The following is a 19,429-nucleotide window of genomic DNA, read 5'->3' as shown; positions in this document are numbered from 1 at the left end:
AAAATAATAGAAAAAGCCTCTCGATTCAATTGAGAGGCTTTTTTTTAGAAGTCTGCCGGAGCGCGGAACGTCATGGGTGTTCCATACTCGGGGTGGGTAATGGTCAGCATTTCAGCATGAAGCTGTAAACGCGGAGCCATCGCCAGCGCTTCTGGTGTAGCGTAAAAGCGGTCGCCAAGAATGGGGTGGCCCATCGCAAGCATATGAACGCGTAACTGATGTGAGCGTCCAGTAATTGGTTTTAACAGCACACGAGCCGAGTTATCCGCTGCATACTCAAGAACCTGATATTCCGTCTGTGCCGCTTTGCCGGTTTCATAACACACTTTCTGTTTTGGCCGGTTCGGCCAGTCACAAATCAGCGGTAAATCCACCAGACCTTCTTCTGGCTGAGGGTGCCCCCAAACCCGCGCCACATACTGCTTTTTCGGCTCACGCTCACGAAACTGACGCTTCAGCTCGCGCTCTGCCGCTTTTGTCAGTGCCACGGCAATTACGCCGCTGGTGGCCATGTCCAGGCGATGAACTGATTCTGCCAACGGGAAGTCGCGCTGAATGCGCGTCATCACACTGTCTTTGTGCTCATCAAGACGCCCGGGTACAGACAACAAGCCCGAAGGCTTATTGACGACCATGATGTGCTCGTCCTGGTACAAAATAACTAACCAGGGTTCGGTAGGCGGGTTATAGGGTTCCATCAACATTTACTCTACATCCTTAAAGCTGCAGCGGCGTTGGCTGCTTTCGCCCACCCCAGTTACTTACTGTTGTAAGCTCCTGGGGATGTTCTCTCTTGCCGCCTTGCTGCAACTCGAATGATTTGAGTAAAGCGGTGTGCAAACTATTGGTGTGTCACTACAATCAGGCGCAACGCATCGAGACGCCAGTTGGCTTGTGCGAGGCTTTCCAACACTTGCTGACGGTTGTTCTCGATAGCTTCGAGTTCATCATCACGAATGTTTGGATTCACCGCTTTTAGCGCTTCCAGACGGGAAAGTTCAGAGCTCAGCTTATCATCAGCTTCTTCACGAGCAGCTTTGATCAACACTTGCGCTGCAGCTTCCACTTTCTCTTCTGCCAATTGCAAAATCGCGTGAACATCTTGCTGAACTGCGTTCACCAATTTGCTGCCAGTATGGCGATTCACGGTGCTGAGCTGGCGGTTAAAGCTTTCAAACTCGACCTGAGCAGCAAGGTTGGTGCCATTTTTGTCCACCAACATACGCACTGGCGTTGGCGGCAGGAAGCGGTTGAGCTGCAATTGCTTCGGCGCTTTTGCCTCAACAACATAAATCAGCTCCAGCAATAATGTCCCAACAGGCAGTGCTTTGTTTTTCAACAAAGAGAGTGCACAGCTACCAGTATCGCCTGAGAGAATCAGATCCAGGCCATTACGAATGATTGGGTGTTCCCAGGTCACAAACTGTGCATCTTCACGCGACAGGGCCACTTCACGCTCAAAGGTAATCGTACAACCGTCTTCTGGAAGCCCTGGGAAATCAGGCACCAGCATGTGATCGCCAGGAGTCAGTACCACCATGTTGTCGCCACGGTCGTCCTGATTAATGCCGACGATGTCGAACAAGTTGAGAGCGAAACTTACCAGATTGGTATCGTTATCCTGTTCGGAAATGGACTCAGCTAACGCCTGTGATTTCTCACCGCCGTTAGAGTGAATTTCCAGCAAACGGTCACGGCCCTGCTCAAGTTGAATCTTCAATGCATCATGCTGCTCACGGCATTGCTTAATCAGCGCATCGAAACCGTCGGTATTTTCAGGTGCTGCTAAATACTCAATCAGTTGCGGATAAACGCTGTCGTAAATTGTGCGGCCGGTTGGGCAAGTGTGCTCGAACGCATCCAGACCTTCATGGAACCACTTCACCAGCACCGATTGCGCCGTTTTCTCAAGGTAAGGAACGTGAACCTGGATATCGTGCGCCTGGCCGATACGGTCCAGACGGCCAATACGCTGCTCCAGCAAGTCCGGGTTAAATGGCAGATCGAACATCACCAGTTGGCTTGCGAACTGGAAGTTACGGCCTTCGGAACCAATTTCGGAGCACAGCAGTACCTGGGCGCCAGTGTCTTCTTCGGCAAACCATGCGGCTGCGCGGTCACGCTCAATGATGGACATGCCTTCGTGGAACACGGCGGCACGAATGCCTTCGCGCTCACGCAGAACTTGCTCGAGTTGTAATGCTGTCGCGGCTTTGGCACAAATAACCAGAACCTTCTGAGAGCGGTGGCTAGTCAGGTAACCCATCAGCCATTCAACACGTGGATCGAAGTTCCACCACGTGCCGCTATCGCCTTCAAATTCCTGATAAATCTGCTCCGGGTAGAGCATGTCGCGTGCACGTTCTTCCACGGATTTACGTGCGGCCATAATGCCGGACACTTTAATCGCGGTTTGATACTGCATTGGTAGTGGCAAACGGATGGTGTGCAGTTCGCGTTTCGGGAAGCCTTTCACGCCATTACGGGTGTTACGGAACAGCACGCGGCTGGTGCCGTGGCGGTCCATCAGCATGGAAATCAGCTCCTGACGTGCCGCATCGCTACCTTCACGGTTGCTGTTCGCGGTTTGCAGCAGCGGCTCAATATCCTGCTCGCCAATCAGTTCGCTCAGCATATTGAGCTGATCGTTGGTCAGATGATTGCCAGCCAGCAGCAATGCCACGGCGTCGGCCACCGGGCGGTAGTGCTGTTGTTCTTCAACAAACTGCTCGAAATCGTGGAAGCGGCTTGGGTCAAGCAAACGCAGACGCGCGAAGTGGCTTTCCATACCCAATTGCTCAGGCGTTGCGGTTAACAGCAGGATACCTGGAATGTGTTCGGCTAGTTGCTCAATGGCCTGGTATTCACGGCTTGGGGCATTTTCGCTCCACACCAAATGGTGGGCTTCATCGACCACCATCAAATCCCACTCTGCATCGCACAGATGCTCAAGGCGTTGCTTACTGCGGCGCACGAAATCAAGCGAGCAGATAACCAGTTGTTCTGTTTCGAATGGGTTATCGCTGTCGTGCTGGGCTTCGGCATAACGCTCGTCATCAAAGAGAGCAAAACGCAGGTTAAAGCGGCGGAGCATTTCAACCAGCCACTGGTGTTGCAGGGTTTCTGGCACCACGATCAATACGCGTTCAGCGCTGCCTGCCAGCAGTTGCTGATGCAAAATCATCCCGGCTTCAATCGTTTTACCTAAACCGACTTCGTCAGCGAGCAATACGCGTGGCGCATGACGACGACCCACATCGTGGGCAATGTTCAGCTGGTGTGGAATCAGGCTGGTGCGCATGCCGCGCAGGCCGCTCCAGGGCTGGCGATACTGCTCGCTTTGGTAAACGCGGGAACGGTAACGCAGGGCGAAGCGGTCCATTCTGTCAATTTGCCCGGCAAAAAGGCGGTCTTGCGGCTTGCTGAACACCAGTTTGCTGTCGAGGAACACTTCGCGCAGCATGGTACCTGCTTCTTCTGTATCCAGACGCGTACCGATGTAGGCAAGTAAGCCATTTTCTTCTTTAACTTCATCAACTTTGAGTTGCCAGCCTTCATGGCTGGTGACGGTATCACCCGGGTTAAACATCACGCGCGTGATAGGTGAGTCATTTCTGGCGTACAGTCGATTTTCACCGGTGGCAGGGTAGAGCAGGGTTACCATGCGAGTGTCTAAAGCGACCACGGTTCCCAGTCCCAGTTCGCTTTCGGTATCGCTGATCCAACGTTGACCAAGTGTAAAAGGCATATGATTTCGGCTCTATTATCAGTTACTAAGATTTGCAGGCAATAGCATAACGACCGCGCATAAAGAGGGCGGTAGTTCAAAAGTAGATTTATGGATGGTTCAGGAGGGCGCTATGGTACTGGAAGCCGACGCATTCGTCACCTACTCGTCATACTTCAAGTTACAGGGGCGTTGGCGGCACTCACTCAGCCCAGTCACTTACTTTAGCAAGCTGCTGGGGATTTGCTCACTTGCCGCCTTCCTGTCACTCGAACTATTTAGAGTTAATCAAAATAGCCCTAATTGCCCTGTCATCAGTGTAGCAAAGTCATCTTCAAGGAAAGGTAAAATTCCTTCAGCCACCGGTTGGAGCTGGCGGGTCAGGTAATGTTCATAGTCCAGGGGGGATTCCTGGTAATCCACGGGCTCCGGGCCGTTGGTGGTGATCACATACTTAATTGTTCCCCGATTCTGGTATTGCGGGGCACGACCAAGCCGTTGATTATGCTCATCGGCGAGGCGAGCAGCACGGACATGCGGCGGCACATTTTTTTGATATTCGCTTAACGGCCTGCGCAGACGTTTACGGTAAATTAACTGCTCGTCAAGCTCACCCGCCATCAAACTGGCGATGGTTTCACGAATATAATCCTGATAGGGCTCGTTGCGGAATACGCGCAAATAAAGCGATTTCTGGAACTCTTGTGCCAGTGGTGTCCAGTCCGTTCGCACCGTTTCCAGTCCTTTGAACACCATCCGCTGTTTGTCATTTTCCTGAATCATTCCGGCGTAGCGCTTTTTGGAACCTTCAACGGTTCCGCGAATGGTTGGCATCAGGAAACGGCAAAAGTGGGACTCGTATTCCAGTTCAAGCTTACTGTCTAACTGTTGGGTTTCTTGCAGATGCGCCTTCCACCACGCATTCACATGATTCACTAACTCCTTGCCGATACGTGCCGCATCTTCTTCGGAATGGGCTTTTTTCAGCCAGACAAACGTAGAGTCTGTATCGCCGTAAATCACGTCATAGCCCTGCGATTCAATCAACTCCCTGGTTTGTAGCATGATCTGGTGCCCGCGCATGGTGATCGACGAGGCAAGGCGAGGATCAAAGAAGCGGCAGGCACTGGTGCCCAACACTCCATAAAACGCATTCATAATGATCTTCAACGCCTGGGACAATGGCTTGTTGCCATGACGTTTGGCTTCATCGCGCCCGGACCAGATTTGCCCAACGATATCGGGCAGGCAATGCGTGGTTCGGGAAAAATGCGCGCCAAGAAAACCATCAACGGAATGCTCAGGTTCCGGGTGCGCCATCCCTTCAACCAGGCCTACAGGGTCAATAAGAAATGTGCGGATAATCGACGGATAAAGACTTTTGTAATCGAGTACTAACACTGAGTCGTAAAGGCCAGGGCGCGAGTCCATGACATAACCGCCAGGGCTTGCCTGCGGAGGCACATCCCCCAGATTTGGTGCAACATAACCGGCACGGTGCATGCGTGGAATATACAGGTGACCAAATGCGGCAACAGAACCGCCGTGGCGGTCAAGCGGTAAACCGTTAACCGTCGCGCGTTCTAGTAGAAACGGCATCAGCTCCGTTTTGTGGAAAATGCGCGTTACCAGTTCGCAGTCTTTAAGATTGTACTTTGCCAGCGCTGGCTTATCTTCGGCAAAACGACGGTCAATTTCGTCCATCCGCTGCCACGGGTTATCAATCGCTTTACCTTCGCCGAGCAGTTCGCGGGACACTGTCTCAAGGGAGAACGACGAGAAATTCCAGAAGGCGGAACGTAATGCTTCGATACCATCGATAATCACGCGCCCGGCGGCCTGTGCGAAAAACACACCTTGCTTGAAACCATGTTCGCGCCATTCCAGCAGGCTATTTTCACGCCCAAGACGTAATGGCACCTGATAACGTTCCGCCATTTTTTGCAATACACGTAAATCGAACTGCACCACGTTCCAGCCAATCAACACATCGGGATCGTGCTTTGCAAACCAGCTATTGAGTTTTTCGATAAGCAACGGCCGGCTGGCGACGTATTCCAGCGTGAAATCCAGCTCGCTGGCGTCACCGTTTTCCGGTCCAAGCATGTAGACGACACGCTGCCCGCAGCCTTCCAGGCCGATGCAATACAGTTCGCCGTGGCGATTTGTTTCGATATCCAGCGATACCCAGTTTAGTGGTGGGCGGTACTGCGGTGCAGGTTTTAGCTTTGTTTCAACCAACACGTTATTTTGCGACTCGCCGCTAAACCAGACGGGAGCGGTAATAAAACGCTCCATCAAGAAACGTTCTGGCGGGCGAATATCGGCTTCATACACTCTGACACCGCCATCGCGCAGCAGTTTTTCGATGCGCATAAGCTGGCGATGCTGGCGGCAATAAAGGCCGCAAACGGGCTGACGATGGAAATCTTTGAGGGGCAGCGGTGTAAGCCGATACTGGCTTTCACGCTCAAGCAGACGTGCGGCTTCGGCTTGTTGTGACTGTGGGATAAATGCGACCGATTCCTGGCGCGGCAGGCGCACTTTTACCGGGCCATCATCTGTTGCCAGCCAAAATTCAACTTCAGTACCGAGTGGGGTATCTCGCCAGTGACGCGTGAGTAGAAACCCCTGACGAGCTTGCGACACGCTGCATTCTCATAAAGGAAAAGTGGTCTGATTATAGACCACTTCGCCTGGCTTTACTGCTTTTATATACAGTGTTTACTGGCCGTAATAGGCTTTTGCGCCATGTTTACGCAGGTAGTGTTTATCGAGCAGAGTTTGCTGCATATCTGGTAATTCTGGCTCAAGTTGGCGGCAGAAGATGCCCATATATGCCACTTCTTCCAGCACAATAGCGTTGTGTACCGCGTCGACAGCATCTTTGCCCCAGGCAAACGGGCCGTGAGAATGCACCAACACGCCAGGCATTTGCGCGGCGTCGATTCCACGTTCAGCAAAGGTTTTTACAATCACTTCGCCAGTTTGCCATTCGTAATCGCCATTGATCTCTTCATCGGTCATTTTGCGGGTGCAAGGAATGGTGCCGTAGAAGTAATCCGCATGAGTAGTGCCAGTTGCAGGAATAGATTTCCCGGCCTGTGCCCAAATTGTCGCATGGCGCGAGTGGGTGTGGACAATTCCGCCGATGTGCGGAAATTGCAGATAGAGCAGGCGGTGCGTTGGGGTATCGGAGGAGGGTTTTTTATTGCCTTCAACAACTTCGCCCGTTTCCAGGCTGACCACCACCATATCATCGGCAGTCATAATGCTGTAATCGACACCGGAAGGTTTGATAATTAACACGCCACGTTCACGATCTACCGCACTGACGTTCCCCCAGGTCAGGGTGACCAGATTATGTTTCGGCAGCGCGAGATTTGCTTCGAGTACCTGACGTTTGAGATCTTCTAACATATTAAGTCCTGCTCAAATGAGTGTCGGATGGCGCGTGCGGTCATCCGACCTACTTGAAGTGGTAGGGTGGATGAGCGCACGCGCCATCCACCGTTCTCCTGACTAACGTTTGTAGCTGTAATAAACCTCGTTCCAGCGCAGAGAGTCTTTAAACGCAGGCAGGCGGGTATCGTTATCAATAACGGCCAGTTCGATACCGTGCAGTTCGCTGAACAGGCGCATATCGTCAAGCGTCAGAGACTGGCTGAAAACGGTGTGGTGCGCACCCCCTGCCAGGATCCATGCTTCGGATGCGGTAGGCAGATCCGGCTGCGCTTTCCACAGGGCATTCGCCACAGGCAGTTTCGGCAACTGGTGCGGTGCTTCAACGGTATCAACGCAGTTCACCAGTAGACGGAAACGATCGCCAAGATCGATAAGGCTTGCGTTAAGTGCCGGGCCGGTCTGGGTGGAGAAGATCAACCGTGCAGGATCGTCCTTGCCACCGATCCCCAGGTGTTGCACATCGAGAATGGGTTTTTCAGCAAGAGCAATAGATGGGCAAACTTCCAGCATGTGGGAACCGAGCACCATATCGTTGCCGTTTTCAAAGTGATAGGTGTAGTCCTCCATGAAAGAGGTGCCGCCCGCAAGGCCCGTTGACATCACCTTCATGATGCGAAGCAGAGCGGCGGTTTTCCAGTCGCCTTCGCCAGCAAAACCATAGCCTTGCTGCATCAGACGTTGTACTGCCAGGCCAGGAAGTTGTTTCAGGCCGTGCAGGTCTTCAAATGTGGTGGTAAAGGCGCTAAATCCACCTTGTTCCAGGAACTGTTTCATCCCCAGTTCGATGCGTGCAGCATCAATTACGTTTTGGCGTTTGTCGCCATTAATTTGCGCAGCAGCAGTCAGGCGGTAGCTGCTTTCGTATTCATCAACCAGCGCATTGACGTCACCGTCGCTAACCGCATTTACAACCTGAACAAGGTCGCCCACAGCGTAAGTGTTTACGGAGAAGCCGAACTTCATCTGCGCGGCAACTTTATCGCCGTCAGTCACTGCCACTTCGCGCATGTTATCGCCGAAACGAACAACTTTGAGCTGGCGAGTATCTTGTTTCGACACGGCCTGGCGCATCCAGGAACCAATGCGTTGATGGGCTTGTGGGTCTTGCCAGTGACCGGTCACCACGGTGTGCTGCTGGCGCATACGTGCGCCGATGAAACCGAACTCACGGCCGCCGTGTGCAGTCTGGTTCAGGTTCATAAAGTCCATATCAATGCTGCCCCATGGGATCTGTGCATTGAACTGGGTATGGAACTGCAACAGTGGCTTGGTCAGAATACTCAGGCCGTTGATCCACATTTTGGCAGGCGAGAAGGTATGTAACCACACCACCATACCTGCACATTTATCGTCGTAACTGGCATCGCGGCAAATAGCGGTAATTTCATCCGGTGTGGTTCCCAAAGGTTTCAACACCAGCTTGCACGGTAGTTTGGCTTCTTTATTCAGCGCATTTACAACCTGCTCGGCGTGTTGATTCACCTGACGCAACGTTTCCGCACCGTAGAGATGCTGGCTGCCAATTACAAACCACACTTCATATTGTTCAAAAATGTTCATCGTCATTTCCTTAATGGGTCACAGTGGCCTGGGTTGCGCGAGGGGCTGCAACTGGGGCTGAAGGGAGATAATGTTGTTCCGCGCTAACAGCCCACTGCTGGTAACGGCGATAAAGCTGCTCAAAGCGCTCGGCGCGTTGGGTATCGGGTTGCAAGGTACTTTCAATTTGGCTGGCCATAGCGAGTTGGGCACGAGAAATATCCGTGTGAATACCCGCGGCAACAGCGGCAAAAATGGCAGCACCTAATGCGCAGCACTGGTCAGAAGCGACAATCTGCAATGGGCGATTGAGTACGTCAGAACAGACCTGCATGATGACGGGCGATTTACGTGCAATACCGCCAAGAGCCATCACGTTAGTGACGGGAATGCCTTGCTCGGTGAAGCATTCCATAATGGCCCGAGCACCAAAGGCGGTAGCGGCAATCAGCCCACCGAACAGCGCAGGTGCGTCTGTTGCCAGGTTCAAATCGGTGATCACACCTTTCAGACGCTGGTTGGCATTCGGGGTGCGACGTCCGTTAAACCAGTCGAGCACCACCGGAAGATGTTCAAGAGATGGGTTTTTCGCCCAGGCTTCCGTCAGCGCTGGCAACAATTGCTTCTTGCTAGCATTGATTTGTTCGCGTAGTTCCGGATGCTGCTGCGCCAATTGTTCCAGCGGCCAGCCAAGCACACGGCCAAACCAGGCGTAGATGTCGCCGAAAGCAGATTGCCCGGCTTCAAGGCCGATAAAATCAGGGACAACACTGCCGTCGACTTGCCCGCAAATGCCTTTCACCGCACGGTCGCCAACAGTAGGTTTATCGGCAATCAAAATGTCGCAAGTGGAGGTGCCGATAACTTTCACCAGCGTGTTCGGCTGCGCACCAGCCCCAACGGCACCCATATGGCAGTCAAACGCGCCACCAGAAATCACCACACTTTGTGGCAAACCAAGACGCTCAGCCCATTCGGCGGAAAGGTTGCCCACCGGAATGTCGGCAGTCCAGGTTTCAGTAAACATCGGGTAAGCGAGATTCTGGTTAATGACCGGATCTAACTCATCAAAGAAACTGACCGGAGGCAGACCCCCCCAGCTTTCATGCCACAAGGATTTATGCCCGGCGCTGCAGCGACCACGGCGAATATCCTGTGGTTTAGTGGTGCCGGAAAGCAGTGCCGGGACCCAGTCGCACAATTCAATCCACGATACCGCCGCTTGTGCCACTTTTTGATCGGCGCGGGTAACGTGCAGGATTTTTGCCCAGAACCATTCGCTGGAGTAAATGCCGCCGATATAACGGGAGTAGTCATTTTTCCCAGGCTGATGGCACAAGCGAGTAATTGCTTCGGCTTCTTCAACCGCCGTATGGTCTTTCCACAACACGAACATTGCGTTCGGGTTGTCGGCAAATTCTGGCTTCAGCGCCAGCACATTCCCTTGGGCGTCAATTGGCGCGGGGGTTGAACCGGTGCTGTCAACGCCGATGCCACAAACCCGGGTGCGTTGTTCGGCAGTCAGTTCGGCGAGAACGGTTTTGACCGCTCGTTCCATGGACTCAATATAGTCTCGTGGGTGATGGCGAAACTGGTTATTTGGGGCGTCGCAGTATTGGCCTTCTTGCCAGCGCGGATACCATTCCACACTGGTCGCAAGCTCTGCACCGTTTTCACAATCAACGGCTAAAGCGCGAACGGAATCACTACCAAAATCGAGGCCCAGCGCAATCGACATTTTTAAACTCCCTGACCTGTTATCTATGGAAATGACATTAGTTTTTATGCAGAAAAACAGTCAGGTCGTATTCGCTGTAGTTATGGAGAAATGTGCTGTGCCTTTGAGAAGTGTGACGCCCCGCAAATAATCGATGTGGATATTTCTGCTACTTTTATAAACAGTTTGGTTATCTTCTTAAAACCCCATAATTGTCAGGTAAAAAGCATAGGTGCAGGTAAATTGCGGCTTTATGATGAGAATCGGACGGTTTACGGTTCAGATAGTGTTGCCCTGGCAAGGAATAGCACGGATATGGACAAATTGTTTCTACACCCTTCTTGAATTGCGAGCTTGTAGATGGCTGAAATGCAAAATGACCCTCTGTTGCCGGGGTACTCTTTTAATGCCCATTTAGTTGCGGGATTAACGCCGATTGAAGCCGATGGGCCGCTGGATTTCTTCATCGACCGCCCATTAGGAATGAAAGGTTACATTCTGAATTTAACGGTGAAGGGTGAAGGTGTTATCAATAATCAGGGCAAAAACTACGTTTGCCGACCAGGCGATATTCTTCTGTTCCCGCCGGGTGAGGTGCATCATTATGGCCGTGCTCCAGACAGCAAAGAGTGGTATCACCAGTGGGTGTACTTCCGTCCACGTGCATACTGGCAGGAGTGGTTAAACTGGGATCCTATCTTTGCGCATACCGGGTTTTTCCGGCCGGATGATGCGCATCAGCAGAATTTTTCGCAGTTGTTTGGCCAGATTATCGAAGCCGGTCAGGCGGAAGGGCGCTACGCCGAACTACTGGCGATTAACCTATTAGAGCAACTGTTGTTGAGGCGCATGGAAGTGCTGAGCGCATCGCTTAATCCACCGCTTGATAACCGCGTTCGTGATGCCTGCCAGTACATCAGTGACCATCTGGCCGATAACCATTTTGATATTGCAGGTGTGGCGCAGCATGTCTGCTTATCGCCTTCACGTCTGTCGCATCTGTTCCGCCAGCAGCTTGGTGTCAGCGTTTTAAGCTGGCGCGAAGACCAGCGTATCTTGCAGGCCAAACTATTGCTGAGTACTACGCGTATGCCGATTGCCAGCGTCGGGCGCAATGTCGGGTTTGAAGACCAGCTCTATTTTTCGCGAGTTTTCAAGAAGTGCACCGGAGCAAGTCCGAGTGAGTTTCGTGCAGGTTGCGAATAACCGCTATCCTTACTGGATGCCCTTATGTATGTCGGAGGACGCTGCGCTTATCCGACATACGGCTGAATGGGTTTTGTAGTTAGCCTACATAATCATACAAATCATGGCTTGACGCTTGAATCCACACTCTGGAGAATCGCCCACTCGTTTCTCGACGGACGCTTTATGGAAGCTTTGCTGGAACACTTTATTACTCAGTCAGTGGCGTACTCGCTTTTTGCAGTGATGCTGGTGGCTTTTCTGGAATCTCTGGCGCTGGTGGGGCTTATCCTGCCTGGCACAGTAATGATGGCGGGGCTTGGTGCGCTGATTGGTGGCGGTCAGGTTGGGTTCTATCATGCCTGGGCTGCGGGGATTATCGGTTGTCTGCTGGGCGACTGGATTTCGTTCTGGCTAGGAGGCCGCTTTAAAGGGCCGCTGCATCGCTGGTCGTTTATGAAAAAGAACAAAGCGCTGCTGGATAAAACCGAGCATGCGCTGCATCAGCACAGCATGTTTACCATCCTGGTTGGCCGTTTTGTTGGCCCGACACGACCGCTGGTGCCGATGGTTGCAGGCATGCTTGATCTCCCGGTTTCTAAATTTATCGTCCCGAACATTATTGGCTGTATTTTCTGGCCACCAATCTATTTTTTACCGGGGATTCTGGCGGGTGCCGCGATTGATATTCCTGCGGATATGCAAAGCAGCAGCTTTAAATGGCTCTTGCTACTGGTGGCTCTGGGGCTGTGGCTGGCGGGCTGGTTGTGTTGGCGCTGGTGGCGCAGCGGTAAAGCAAGTACCGATCGTTTAACTCAGTACCTGCCACGATCTCGTTTGCATTGGTTAGCCCCAACAATAGCCGTGCTGGCGGTGGGGAGCTTTGTTGCCATTCAGATGCACCCGATGATGCCGATTTACCGCAGTATTCTTTGGAAAGTGCTCACTGGGCACCACTAATACCTAACAACGCTGATGCGCTAACTTCTCCGCTCAATAAGGTTGCCGTGTCGCCATCCCAGGCGATACGGCCATCGACCACCACAAGACTTCTTTCAGCGATTCGCGCTGCATCTTCAATACTGTGTGACACCATCAATAGCGTCAGCTGTTGTTGGCGACATAAATTATCAAGCAGTTGCAGCATCTCCTGGCGCAGTGCCGGGTCGAGTGCTGAAAATGGCTCATCGAGCAGCAAAATCGGTTGTTCGCGCACCAGGCAGCGGGCAAGGGCGACACGCTGGCGCTGGCCACCGGAAAGCTGTGATGGCAGCCTGTCGAGTAAATCGCTTATCGCCATTTGGTTGGCAATCGTGGCCAGGCGTTCGAGCTGTGCGGCATTAAGCTTCAGGCCAGGATTTAACCCGAGGCCAATGTTCTGACGCACAGTCAGGTGGTTGAATAGATTATTCTCCTGGAACAGCATCGACACCGGGCGCTGTGCTGGCGCAGTCGCCGTGTGGTCATTGCCATTTAGCATGATTTGCCCGCTGGCAGGCGTCAGAAAACCGGCAATCAAACTGAGCAGCGTACTTTTCCCCGCTCCGCTAGGTCCCAACACCGCAACGCGTTCTCCGGCGTTGATCTGCATCGAAAAACGCATCGGTAAATGGTGATAGAGCCAGGTTACATCAGTCAGCGTTAGCATTCCCTTCATCCTTCAAGTTACAGGTGCGTTGGCTGCCTTCTTTCATCCTGGTCACATAGTTTTCTATGCTCCCTGGCTTCATTCAATTACCGCCTTCCTGCAACTCGAATGATTTTGGGAAGAGCGCCCCGGAAGTTTTTCAATCAATGTGAATAAAGCAAAGCACAATATCAGCAGGATAAGCGCGGTAACGGCACCATCCTGGCTGCGATATGAACCAATTTGTTGATAGAGATAGAACGGCAGCGTACGGAAATCTTCATTACCAAACAGCGCCACTACGCCAAAATCACCAATCGACAGCACGCAGGCAAATGCCAGGGCTTGCGCCAGTGGGCGTTTCAGGGCGCGCAACTCGATATAACGCAGGCGGTTTAAGCCGTTGATATTCAGCGACTGGCACAGTTTGTTGTAGCGTTCCGCGACGTCCAGCATCGGGTTTTCCAGCACTTTTAGCGCGTAAGGGATCGCCATCAGCGCATTGGTGAAAATCACAATGCCATCGGCTGATTGTGGCAAACCCACGCTGTTATTGAGCAGCAGGAAAAAGCCGGTCGCCAGCACTATGCCCGGCATTGCGAGGATTAGCATGCCGCTGAGTTCCAGCGCCTGTCCTGCGAATGCACGATTGCGCAGGCGCAATTCCCGCGAACTCCACAGCAGCATTACCGTGATGACTACACTTATCAATCCCGCGCCAACAGCAATTCTTAATGAGGTGAACAGTGCCTGCCAGAGAATCGGCTGCGACAATACCGTGTTAAAACCACTATTAATGCCATCAATGATTACCGCCAAAAGTGGCGGCAATAACAGCAGCAATGCGAGTGAAATTAACAGCCCGTCGCACAGTTTGCGGCGCAGGTTATCTTGCGGATCGCGCCAGCCCTCCATCTGGCTGATACCAACGGGAATCGCTTTGCTCAGCCGTTGGCTCATTAGCACCAGGCCTAAACAGCAAACCATTTGCACTAATGCGAGCAATGCCGCACGAGCGGGATCGTAGTCATAACTGAGCGCCTGGAAAATGGCCAGTTCAATGGTGGTTGCCTGGGGCCCACCGCCCAGTGAAAGCACCGTGGCAAAACTTGCGAAGCAGAGCATGAAAATCAGTGCGGCGGCAGGAAGGATCTGGCGGCGTAACCACGGCCACTCTACAAAGCGGAAGAAGTTCCAACCCTGCATTCCCAACTGCGCGGCGACCTGTCGTTGTTCGCTGGGGATATTTTCCAGTGCCTGAAGAAGCAGGCGTGTCGCCATCGGCATATTGAAAAAAACGTGGGCCAGCAAAATGCCTTTCAGGCCGTAGGGTGAAAATGCCCACTCAATTCCCAGCCAGGCGCAAAATGAGGCCAGCCAGCCTTCGCGACCATACACCGTCAGAATCCCGAACACTGCCACCAACACTGGCAAAACCAGCGTCATGGCGCACAAACGCAACAGCGCGAGCCGCCCTGGGAAATGGCGTCGATAAAGTGCCCGGGCAAGAAAAATGGCTGGTAACACGGAAAGGGCGGCTGAGAGAAACGCTTGCCAGAAGGAAAAGCGCAGTACGTGCCACAAATAACTATCCTGCACCAAAGCGCGGATATCGGTTTGCGGCGCGTTCAACCACAATGCCAGAAAAGCAGCCAGGGCTACGGTGACCACGAGAGTGGCGGCGCATAGCCCTGGAATCAGCCAGCCTGGGATCAGCGGCTGACGGAGCGTTGCCATTCACTAATCCAGCTGGCGCGATGGGAAGAGACGTCTTGCGGGCTAAATTCCAGCGTAGTCTGCGGTTTGACCAGGCTATTAAAGCCTTCTGGTAATTTCACGTCTGTGACCGGGTACATCCAGTTGCCGGTTGGGATCGTGTTCTGGAACTCAGGCGTGGTGATGAATTTCATGAATTTCGCTGCCAGCTCTGGCTGCTTGCTTGAAGCCAGGCGACCCGCCACTTCCACCTGCAAATAGTGCCCTTCGCTGAAATTGGCTGCCGCGTAGTAATCTTTTTTCTCTTCAATGATGTGATACGCCGGAGATGTGGTGTAGCTCATCACCAGGTCGCCTTCGCCTTTCAGGAACAGGCCGTAGGCCTCAGACCAGCCTTTAGTGACGGTGACGGTTTTCTTCGCCAGTTTCGCCCAGGCTTCAGGCGTTTTGTCGCCGTAAACTTTCTGCATCCATAACAGCAGACCTAAACCCGGCGTGCTGGTGCGTGGATCCTGGTAAATTACCTTCCATTTTTGGTCGCTTTCGACTAATTCTTTCAGGCTTTTTGGCGGATTTTTGAGTTTGTTTTTGTCATACACAAAGGCGAAATAACCGTAGTCGAACGGCACGAACGTACTGTTATTCCAGCCGCCTGGGATTTTTAGTGAACCGGTGTCGACGTTGCTCGGGGCGAACAGTTTAGTTTGTGCAGCCGCTTCCAGCAGGTTGTTATCAAGCCCCAGAACTACGTCGGCTTTGCTGTTTTTACCTTCCATGCGCAGACGGTTAAGTAGTGAAACGCCATCTTCGAGGGCAACAAATTTCAGCTCGCAATTGCAGTCAGCTTCAAAGGCCTTTTTCACCGCAGGGCCAGGACCCCAATCGGCAGCAAAAGAGTCGTAGGTGTAAACAGTCAGCAGGGGTTTTGCAAAAACAGGGGCTGCGATGAGTGCCAGTAACGGCAGGAATTTTTTGAACACTTTGCACCTCTTGGAATTAGGGGTGGCAAAGGACTTTGAGAATTGAGCCTCAAATCCCTTCGCCGGCGTTATCCGGATCAGGTTCGACGGGTATTATCTCAGCCAGACTTTCGTCTTAGCACCCCGTTGAGAACGCGTGCATTGTAATGATTTTGTGAATCTTACGAAAGCTCTTTACCCGTATTCACGGATTGTGGTTCCGGCGGCGCAAACCATGCCGATTTAAAGTCAAACCAGCCCAGTGTGTTCATGCGTACACCACGCATACTGCGCTGCCCTTCAATACGCAGCCAGTGGTGGATTAACGGCAAAATATCATTGTTTTCAACTCGTTTTTGGCACCATTCAGGTAGCGAAAGTTCGCCGTTATGCCATTTGCGGGTATCGGTTTCCCAGTCATTTGCGATGCATTTTTGAATCAACGGCACTTCATAAAGATGAGAATAGAGGGAAAACTCCAGCGGTAGGGTGAAGTTCGCGCTGTTAAGCCAGATATCGCTTTCAGCATTGCCCTGGTGCCACTCCTCATAGCTAACCTCCTGCACCACAAGCTTAACCCCTACGCGAGCCAGCAATTCCTCCATGACTTTACTGATAACTCTGTGTTCGACGTGATCGCGATAAAACGTCAGCGTTACAGATTCCAGACCAGCAGGTTTTTCAAGCACCGGTTGTGGACGTGCGTGGTGCCAGCGCGGCAATAACCCATACGCCGGGAACCAGTACTGTTGGTTTTGAGCTCCTGCGCTATAAAGCAGATGGATGGGGGCCAATACATGGCTTAGCCAGCGGCGAACTTCATCATTACTGCCAGATTCGGATCGTCTATCAAACAAAATGTAATAGCAGCCTTCTTCCAGGCGGCTTTCTACGGCTTTTTCACTGTCAGGCATGCCCGACAGTTGCACTGCGCAACTGACATCTTCACCGATCTCCGGCAATACCCAGAAATTTACCTCGTCAATGAGTGCGCGATAGCCAAAGTAATCATCGTAAGCCTGAATCTTCAGTTGGTTAGTATTATTGCGTACGACAGAGTACGGCCCAGTACCGACTGGCTGGCGGGAAAAATTGCTCAGGGTTTGCCATTCACGCGGCAGAATCATGGCATTGACGCTACCCAGCAGCCACGGCAACCAGTTGTCCGGTTGCGAAAGCATAATATCCAGCGTCCATGCAGTTGGAGAGGTAATTTGCGTGATGTGTGAATACAGCGGCAAGCTATTAATGCGTTGCAGGGACGTCATTACATCCAGCATATCCAGCTCACGTCCATGGTGGAAATGAACGCCGGGGCGCAGATAAAAACGCCAATGTAATGGGGAAATTTGCTGCCAGTGATGGGCAATATCTGCTTCCAGTTCCCCATTTTCCTCATTTATACGGATTAATCCGCTGAAAATTTGCCGGGCAATATGGGTTTCTGAACGACGTAAAGCCGAGCCTGGTAATAGATTTAACAGCGGGCGGTAATAGAGAACGCGCAGGATATGCCGCCCCTGACGGAAGCTACGGCCAAGATGCGAAATCAACATTTGGCGTACAGCGGCTTTATCACCAACGATCTGCACCAATTGATCAATTCTGTCTTGCTCAAGAAGATCTTCAGCCCGCTGTTGTTGCAGTGCAAGGCCGGTATACAGGAATTCCAGCTGTGAACGCTTGCCGCGCCCGACCTCTGCTTTCCAACTGAGCCAGCCTTTTTCCTGCATTGCACTCAGTAGCGTACGCATATGGCGACGGGAGCAATTCAGCAGATCTGCCAGCTCATTAAGCGTGGTTTCCTGCGGCTTACCTTCAAAGTATTGCCATAAACGTATGAACTGTTGTTGTAGACGACCGCTGGACATAAAAGAGGAACTCCCGTCAGAAACTCATCAATTTAACTCTCCTCATATTACGCCAATAATTAACAACGTTGAAACGAGGAAGTGGAGATGTATATGAAACGGTCGCCAGTTATTAAGTTCTATCAACAGTATTTTACCGCAACCCAAAGTGTTTCCGCTGGATGGCTGGCTCGCCTGACAGCATCGCAACGTCTAAGGATGCTTGAGGACTTAATGCAGTGGGAGGTGACAACTTCCGTGACCGTGAAGCACTGACTCGTTGATACATGTGTGACTGAGAATTGGTGAATTTCACCTGGCCAGCAGATTGTTCCTGCTGGCTTTTTTATGCCCGTCATTAAGGTATAGTTTACGTTTTGCACACCCAGTGAGCGCTCGAACAAAAGGAATTTCTGCATGATTTGGTTTCTGACCAAAGGACGCCGCCTCAATCCGGTATATGCCGCATTTATGATTGTGGCTTTCATGATGGGGATTGCGGGGGCACTCCAGGCGCCCACTCTTAGCCTGTTTTTAAGTCGCGAAGTAGAGGTGCGCCCATTCTGGGTCGGTCTGTTTTATACCGTCAATGCGATAGCCGGGATTCTCGTCAGCCTGGCACTGGCGAAGCGTTCAGATAATCAGGGCGATCGCCGCAAACTGATTATGGTTTGTTGCATGATGGCAGTAGCAAACTGTGTGCTTTTTGCTTTTAACCGTCATTACCTGACGTTAATCACCGTTGGCGTCATGTTCGCGTCTATTGCTAATACCGCCATGCCGCAAATTTTCGCCCTTGCCCGTGAGTATGCCGATAACTCTGCGCGTGAAGTGGTGATGTTCAGCTCGATCATGCGTGCGCAGCTCTCGCTTGCCTGGGTTATTGGCCCGCCATTGTCGTTTATGCTCGCGTTAAATTACGGCTTTACCACCATGTTTCTTATCGCGGCCGGGATTTTCGTTATCTCGCTTGCGCTAATTTTCTTCGCACTTCCTTCAGTCGCAAGAATTGAACAGCCCGCTGATGTGGCGCTTACCCAGGTCAGCGGCTGGAAAGACAAAAACGTCCGTATGCTGTTTATCGCCTCGATGCTGATGTGGACCTGCAACACCATGTATATCATCGACATGCCGTTGTGGGTCAGCAGTGATTTAGGGCTGCCCGAATCGTTGGCGGGGCTTCTGATGGGAACGGCTGCGGGTCTTGAGATCCCGGCAATGATTCTTGCGGGCTATTACGTGAAGCGTTTTGGCAAGCGGCGCATGATGGTGATTGCTGTGGCGGCTGGCGTGTTGTTCTACGTCGGCTTAATTCTATTCCATAGCCGCACGGCGTTGCTATTGCTCCAGCTCTTTAACGCGGTGTTTATTGGTATTGTCGCCGGTATTGGAATGTTGTGGTTCCAGGATTTAATGCCGGGTAGGCCGGGGTCTGCAACCACATTATTCACCAATAGTATCTCGACGGGTGTGATTCTGGCAGGGGTTTTACAGGGAGCGTTGGCGGAGAGTTTTGGGCACCATTCGGTGTACTGGCTGATTGCCGGGCTGTCGGTACTGGCGTTGATTTTGACGAGCCGGGTGAAGAATATTTAAGCCGAAATTATGTCGGATGACGCTACGCTTATCCAACCTACAACTGCA

At 52.1% G+C, this 19,429-nt stretch carries 14 protein-coding genes and 1 riboswitch; of the genes, 4 read left to right on the top strand and 10 right to left on the bottom strand.

From position 1 onward, the window contains the following. Positions 1 to 44 precede the first annotated feature (44 nt). From rluA to araB, 6 genes are all read right to left on the bottom strand, one after another. A complete protein-coding gene (gene rluA, locus M979_RS14160) occupies positions 45 to 704 on the bottom strand; it encodes a bifunctional tRNA pseudouridine(32) synthase/23S rRNA pseudouridine(746) synthase RluA (RefSeq protein WP_034457830.1) in 660 nt (219 codons plus the stop codon). A 137-nt stretch (positions 705 to 841) separates the two neighbouring features. Continuing rightward, positions 842 to 3,748, bottom strand: coding sequence for an RNA polymerase-associated protein RapA (rapA, locus tag M979_RS14155; protein ID WP_064555319.1), 2,907 nt, complete (start codon positions 3,746 to 3,748; stop codon positions 842 to 844). 267 nt (positions 3,749 to 4,015) lie between these two features. Then, on the bottom strand, positions 4,016 to 6,376 hold the full coding sequence (polB, locus tag M979_RS14150; RefSeq protein WP_064555318.1) for a DNA polymerase II: 2,361 nt from the start codon (positions 6,374 to 6,376) through the stop codon (positions 4,016 to 4,018). 75 nt (positions 6,377 to 6,451) lie between these two features. Continuing rightward, a complete protein-coding gene (gene araD / locus M979_RS14145) occupies positions 6,452 to 7,147 on the bottom strand; it encodes an L-ribulose-5-phosphate 4-epimerase (protein WP_034457825.1) in 696 nt (231 codons plus the stop codon). Positions 7,148 to 7,249: 102 nt separating this feature from the next. After that, on the bottom strand, positions 7,250 to 8,752 hold the full coding sequence (gene araA, locus M979_RS14140; RefSeq protein WP_034457823.1) for an L-arabinose isomerase: 1,503 nt from the start codon (positions 8,750 to 8,752) through the stop codon (positions 7,250 to 7,252). Positions 8,753 to 8,762: 10 nt separating this feature from the next. After that, positions 8,763 to 10,469, bottom strand: a complete 1,707-nt coding sequence (araB, locus tag M979_RS14135) for a ribulokinase (protein WP_064555317.1) — start codon at positions 10,467 to 10,469, stop codon at positions 8,763 to 8,765. Between the two features lie 339 nt (positions 10,470 to 10,808). Here araB and araC point away from each other — a divergent pair, with 339 nt between their 5' ends. Beyond that, positions 10,809 to 11,654 carry an arabinose operon transcriptional regulator AraC gene (gene araC, locus M979_RS14125; RefSeq protein WP_034457817.1) on the top strand — a complete coding sequence of 282 codons (846 nt, stop codon included), beginning with the start codon at positions 10,809 to 10,811 and terminating at the stop codon, positions 11,652 to 11,654. A 165-nt stretch (positions 11,655 to 11,819) separates the two neighbouring features. Further along, positions 11,820 to 12,593 carry a DedA family protein gene (locus M979_RS14120; protein WP_064555316.1) on the top strand — a complete coding sequence of 258 codons (774 nt, stop codon included), beginning with the start codon at positions 11,820 to 11,822 and terminating at the stop codon, positions 12,591 to 12,593. Here M979_RS14120 and thiQ read toward each other — a convergent pair. The 4 genes from thiQ to sgrR all read right to left on the bottom strand — a co-directional run bounded on the left by thiQ (position 12,577) and on the right by sgrR (position 17,806). Continuing rightward, on the bottom strand, positions 12,577 to 13,281 hold the full coding sequence (thiQ, locus tag M979_RS14115) for a thiamine ABC transporter ATP-binding protein ThiQ (protein WP_064555315.1): 705 nt from the start codon (positions 13,279 to 13,281) through the stop codon (positions 12,577 to 12,579). The two genes, M979_RS14120 and thiQ, sit on opposite strands and share 17 nt — an antisense overlap. Before the next feature lie 78 nt (positions 13,282 to 13,359). Beyond that, on the bottom strand, positions 13,360 to 14,997 hold the full coding sequence (thiP, locus tag M979_RS14110; RefSeq protein ID WP_064555314.1) for a thiamine/thiamine pyrophosphate ABC transporter permease ThiP: 1,638 nt from the start codon (positions 14,995 to 14,997) through the stop codon (positions 13,360 to 13,362). Beyond that, positions 14,973 to 15,956 (bottom strand): thiamine ABC transporter substrate binding subunit, encoded by a 984-nt coding sequence (thiB, locus tag M979_RS14105; protein ID WP_064555313.1) that lies wholly within the window; start codon positions 15,954 to 15,956, stop codon positions 14,973 to 14,975. The genes thiP and thiB overlap by 25 nt, the downstream gene beginning before the upstream one ends. Positions 15,957 to 15,992: 36 nt before the next feature. Beyond that, a riboswitch (TPP riboswitch) is annotated at positions 15,993 to 16,092 on the bottom strand. A gap of 25 nt (positions 16,093 to 16,117) precedes the next feature. Beyond that, a complete protein-coding gene (sgrR, locus tag M979_RS14100; protein ID WP_034457807.1) occupies positions 16,118 to 17,806 on the bottom strand; it encodes an HTH-type transcriptional regulator SgrR in 1,689 nt (562 codons plus the stop codon). 93 nt (positions 17,807 to 17,899) lie between these two features. Here sgrR and sgrT point away from each other — a divergent pair, with 93 nt between their 5' ends. Both sgrT and M979_RS14095 read left to right on the top strand, forming a co-directional pair. Continuing rightward, positions 17,900 to 18,061, top strand: a complete 162-nt coding sequence (gene sgrT / locus M979_RS22595; protein ID WP_072009465.1) for a glucose uptake inhibitor SgrT — start codon at positions 17,900 to 17,902, stop codon at positions 18,059 to 18,061. A gap of 141 nt (positions 18,062 to 18,202) precedes the next feature. Beyond that, positions 18,203 to 19,381: a sugar efflux transporter gene (locus M979_RS14095; protein ID WP_034457805.1), complete on the top strand. Its 1,179-nt coding sequence runs from the start codon at positions 18,203 to 18,205 to the stop codon at positions 19,379 to 19,381. The last annotated feature ends 48 nt before the right edge of the window (positions 19,382 to 19,429 follow it).

The organism is Buttiauxella noackiae ATCC 51607, from assembly GCF_001654865.1.
Classification (GTDB): domain Bacteria; phylum Pseudomonadota; class Gammaproteobacteria; order Enterobacterales; family Enterobacteriaceae; genus Buttiauxella; species Buttiauxella noackiae.
This window is presented reverse-complemented; position numbering and strand designations above follow the sequence as displayed.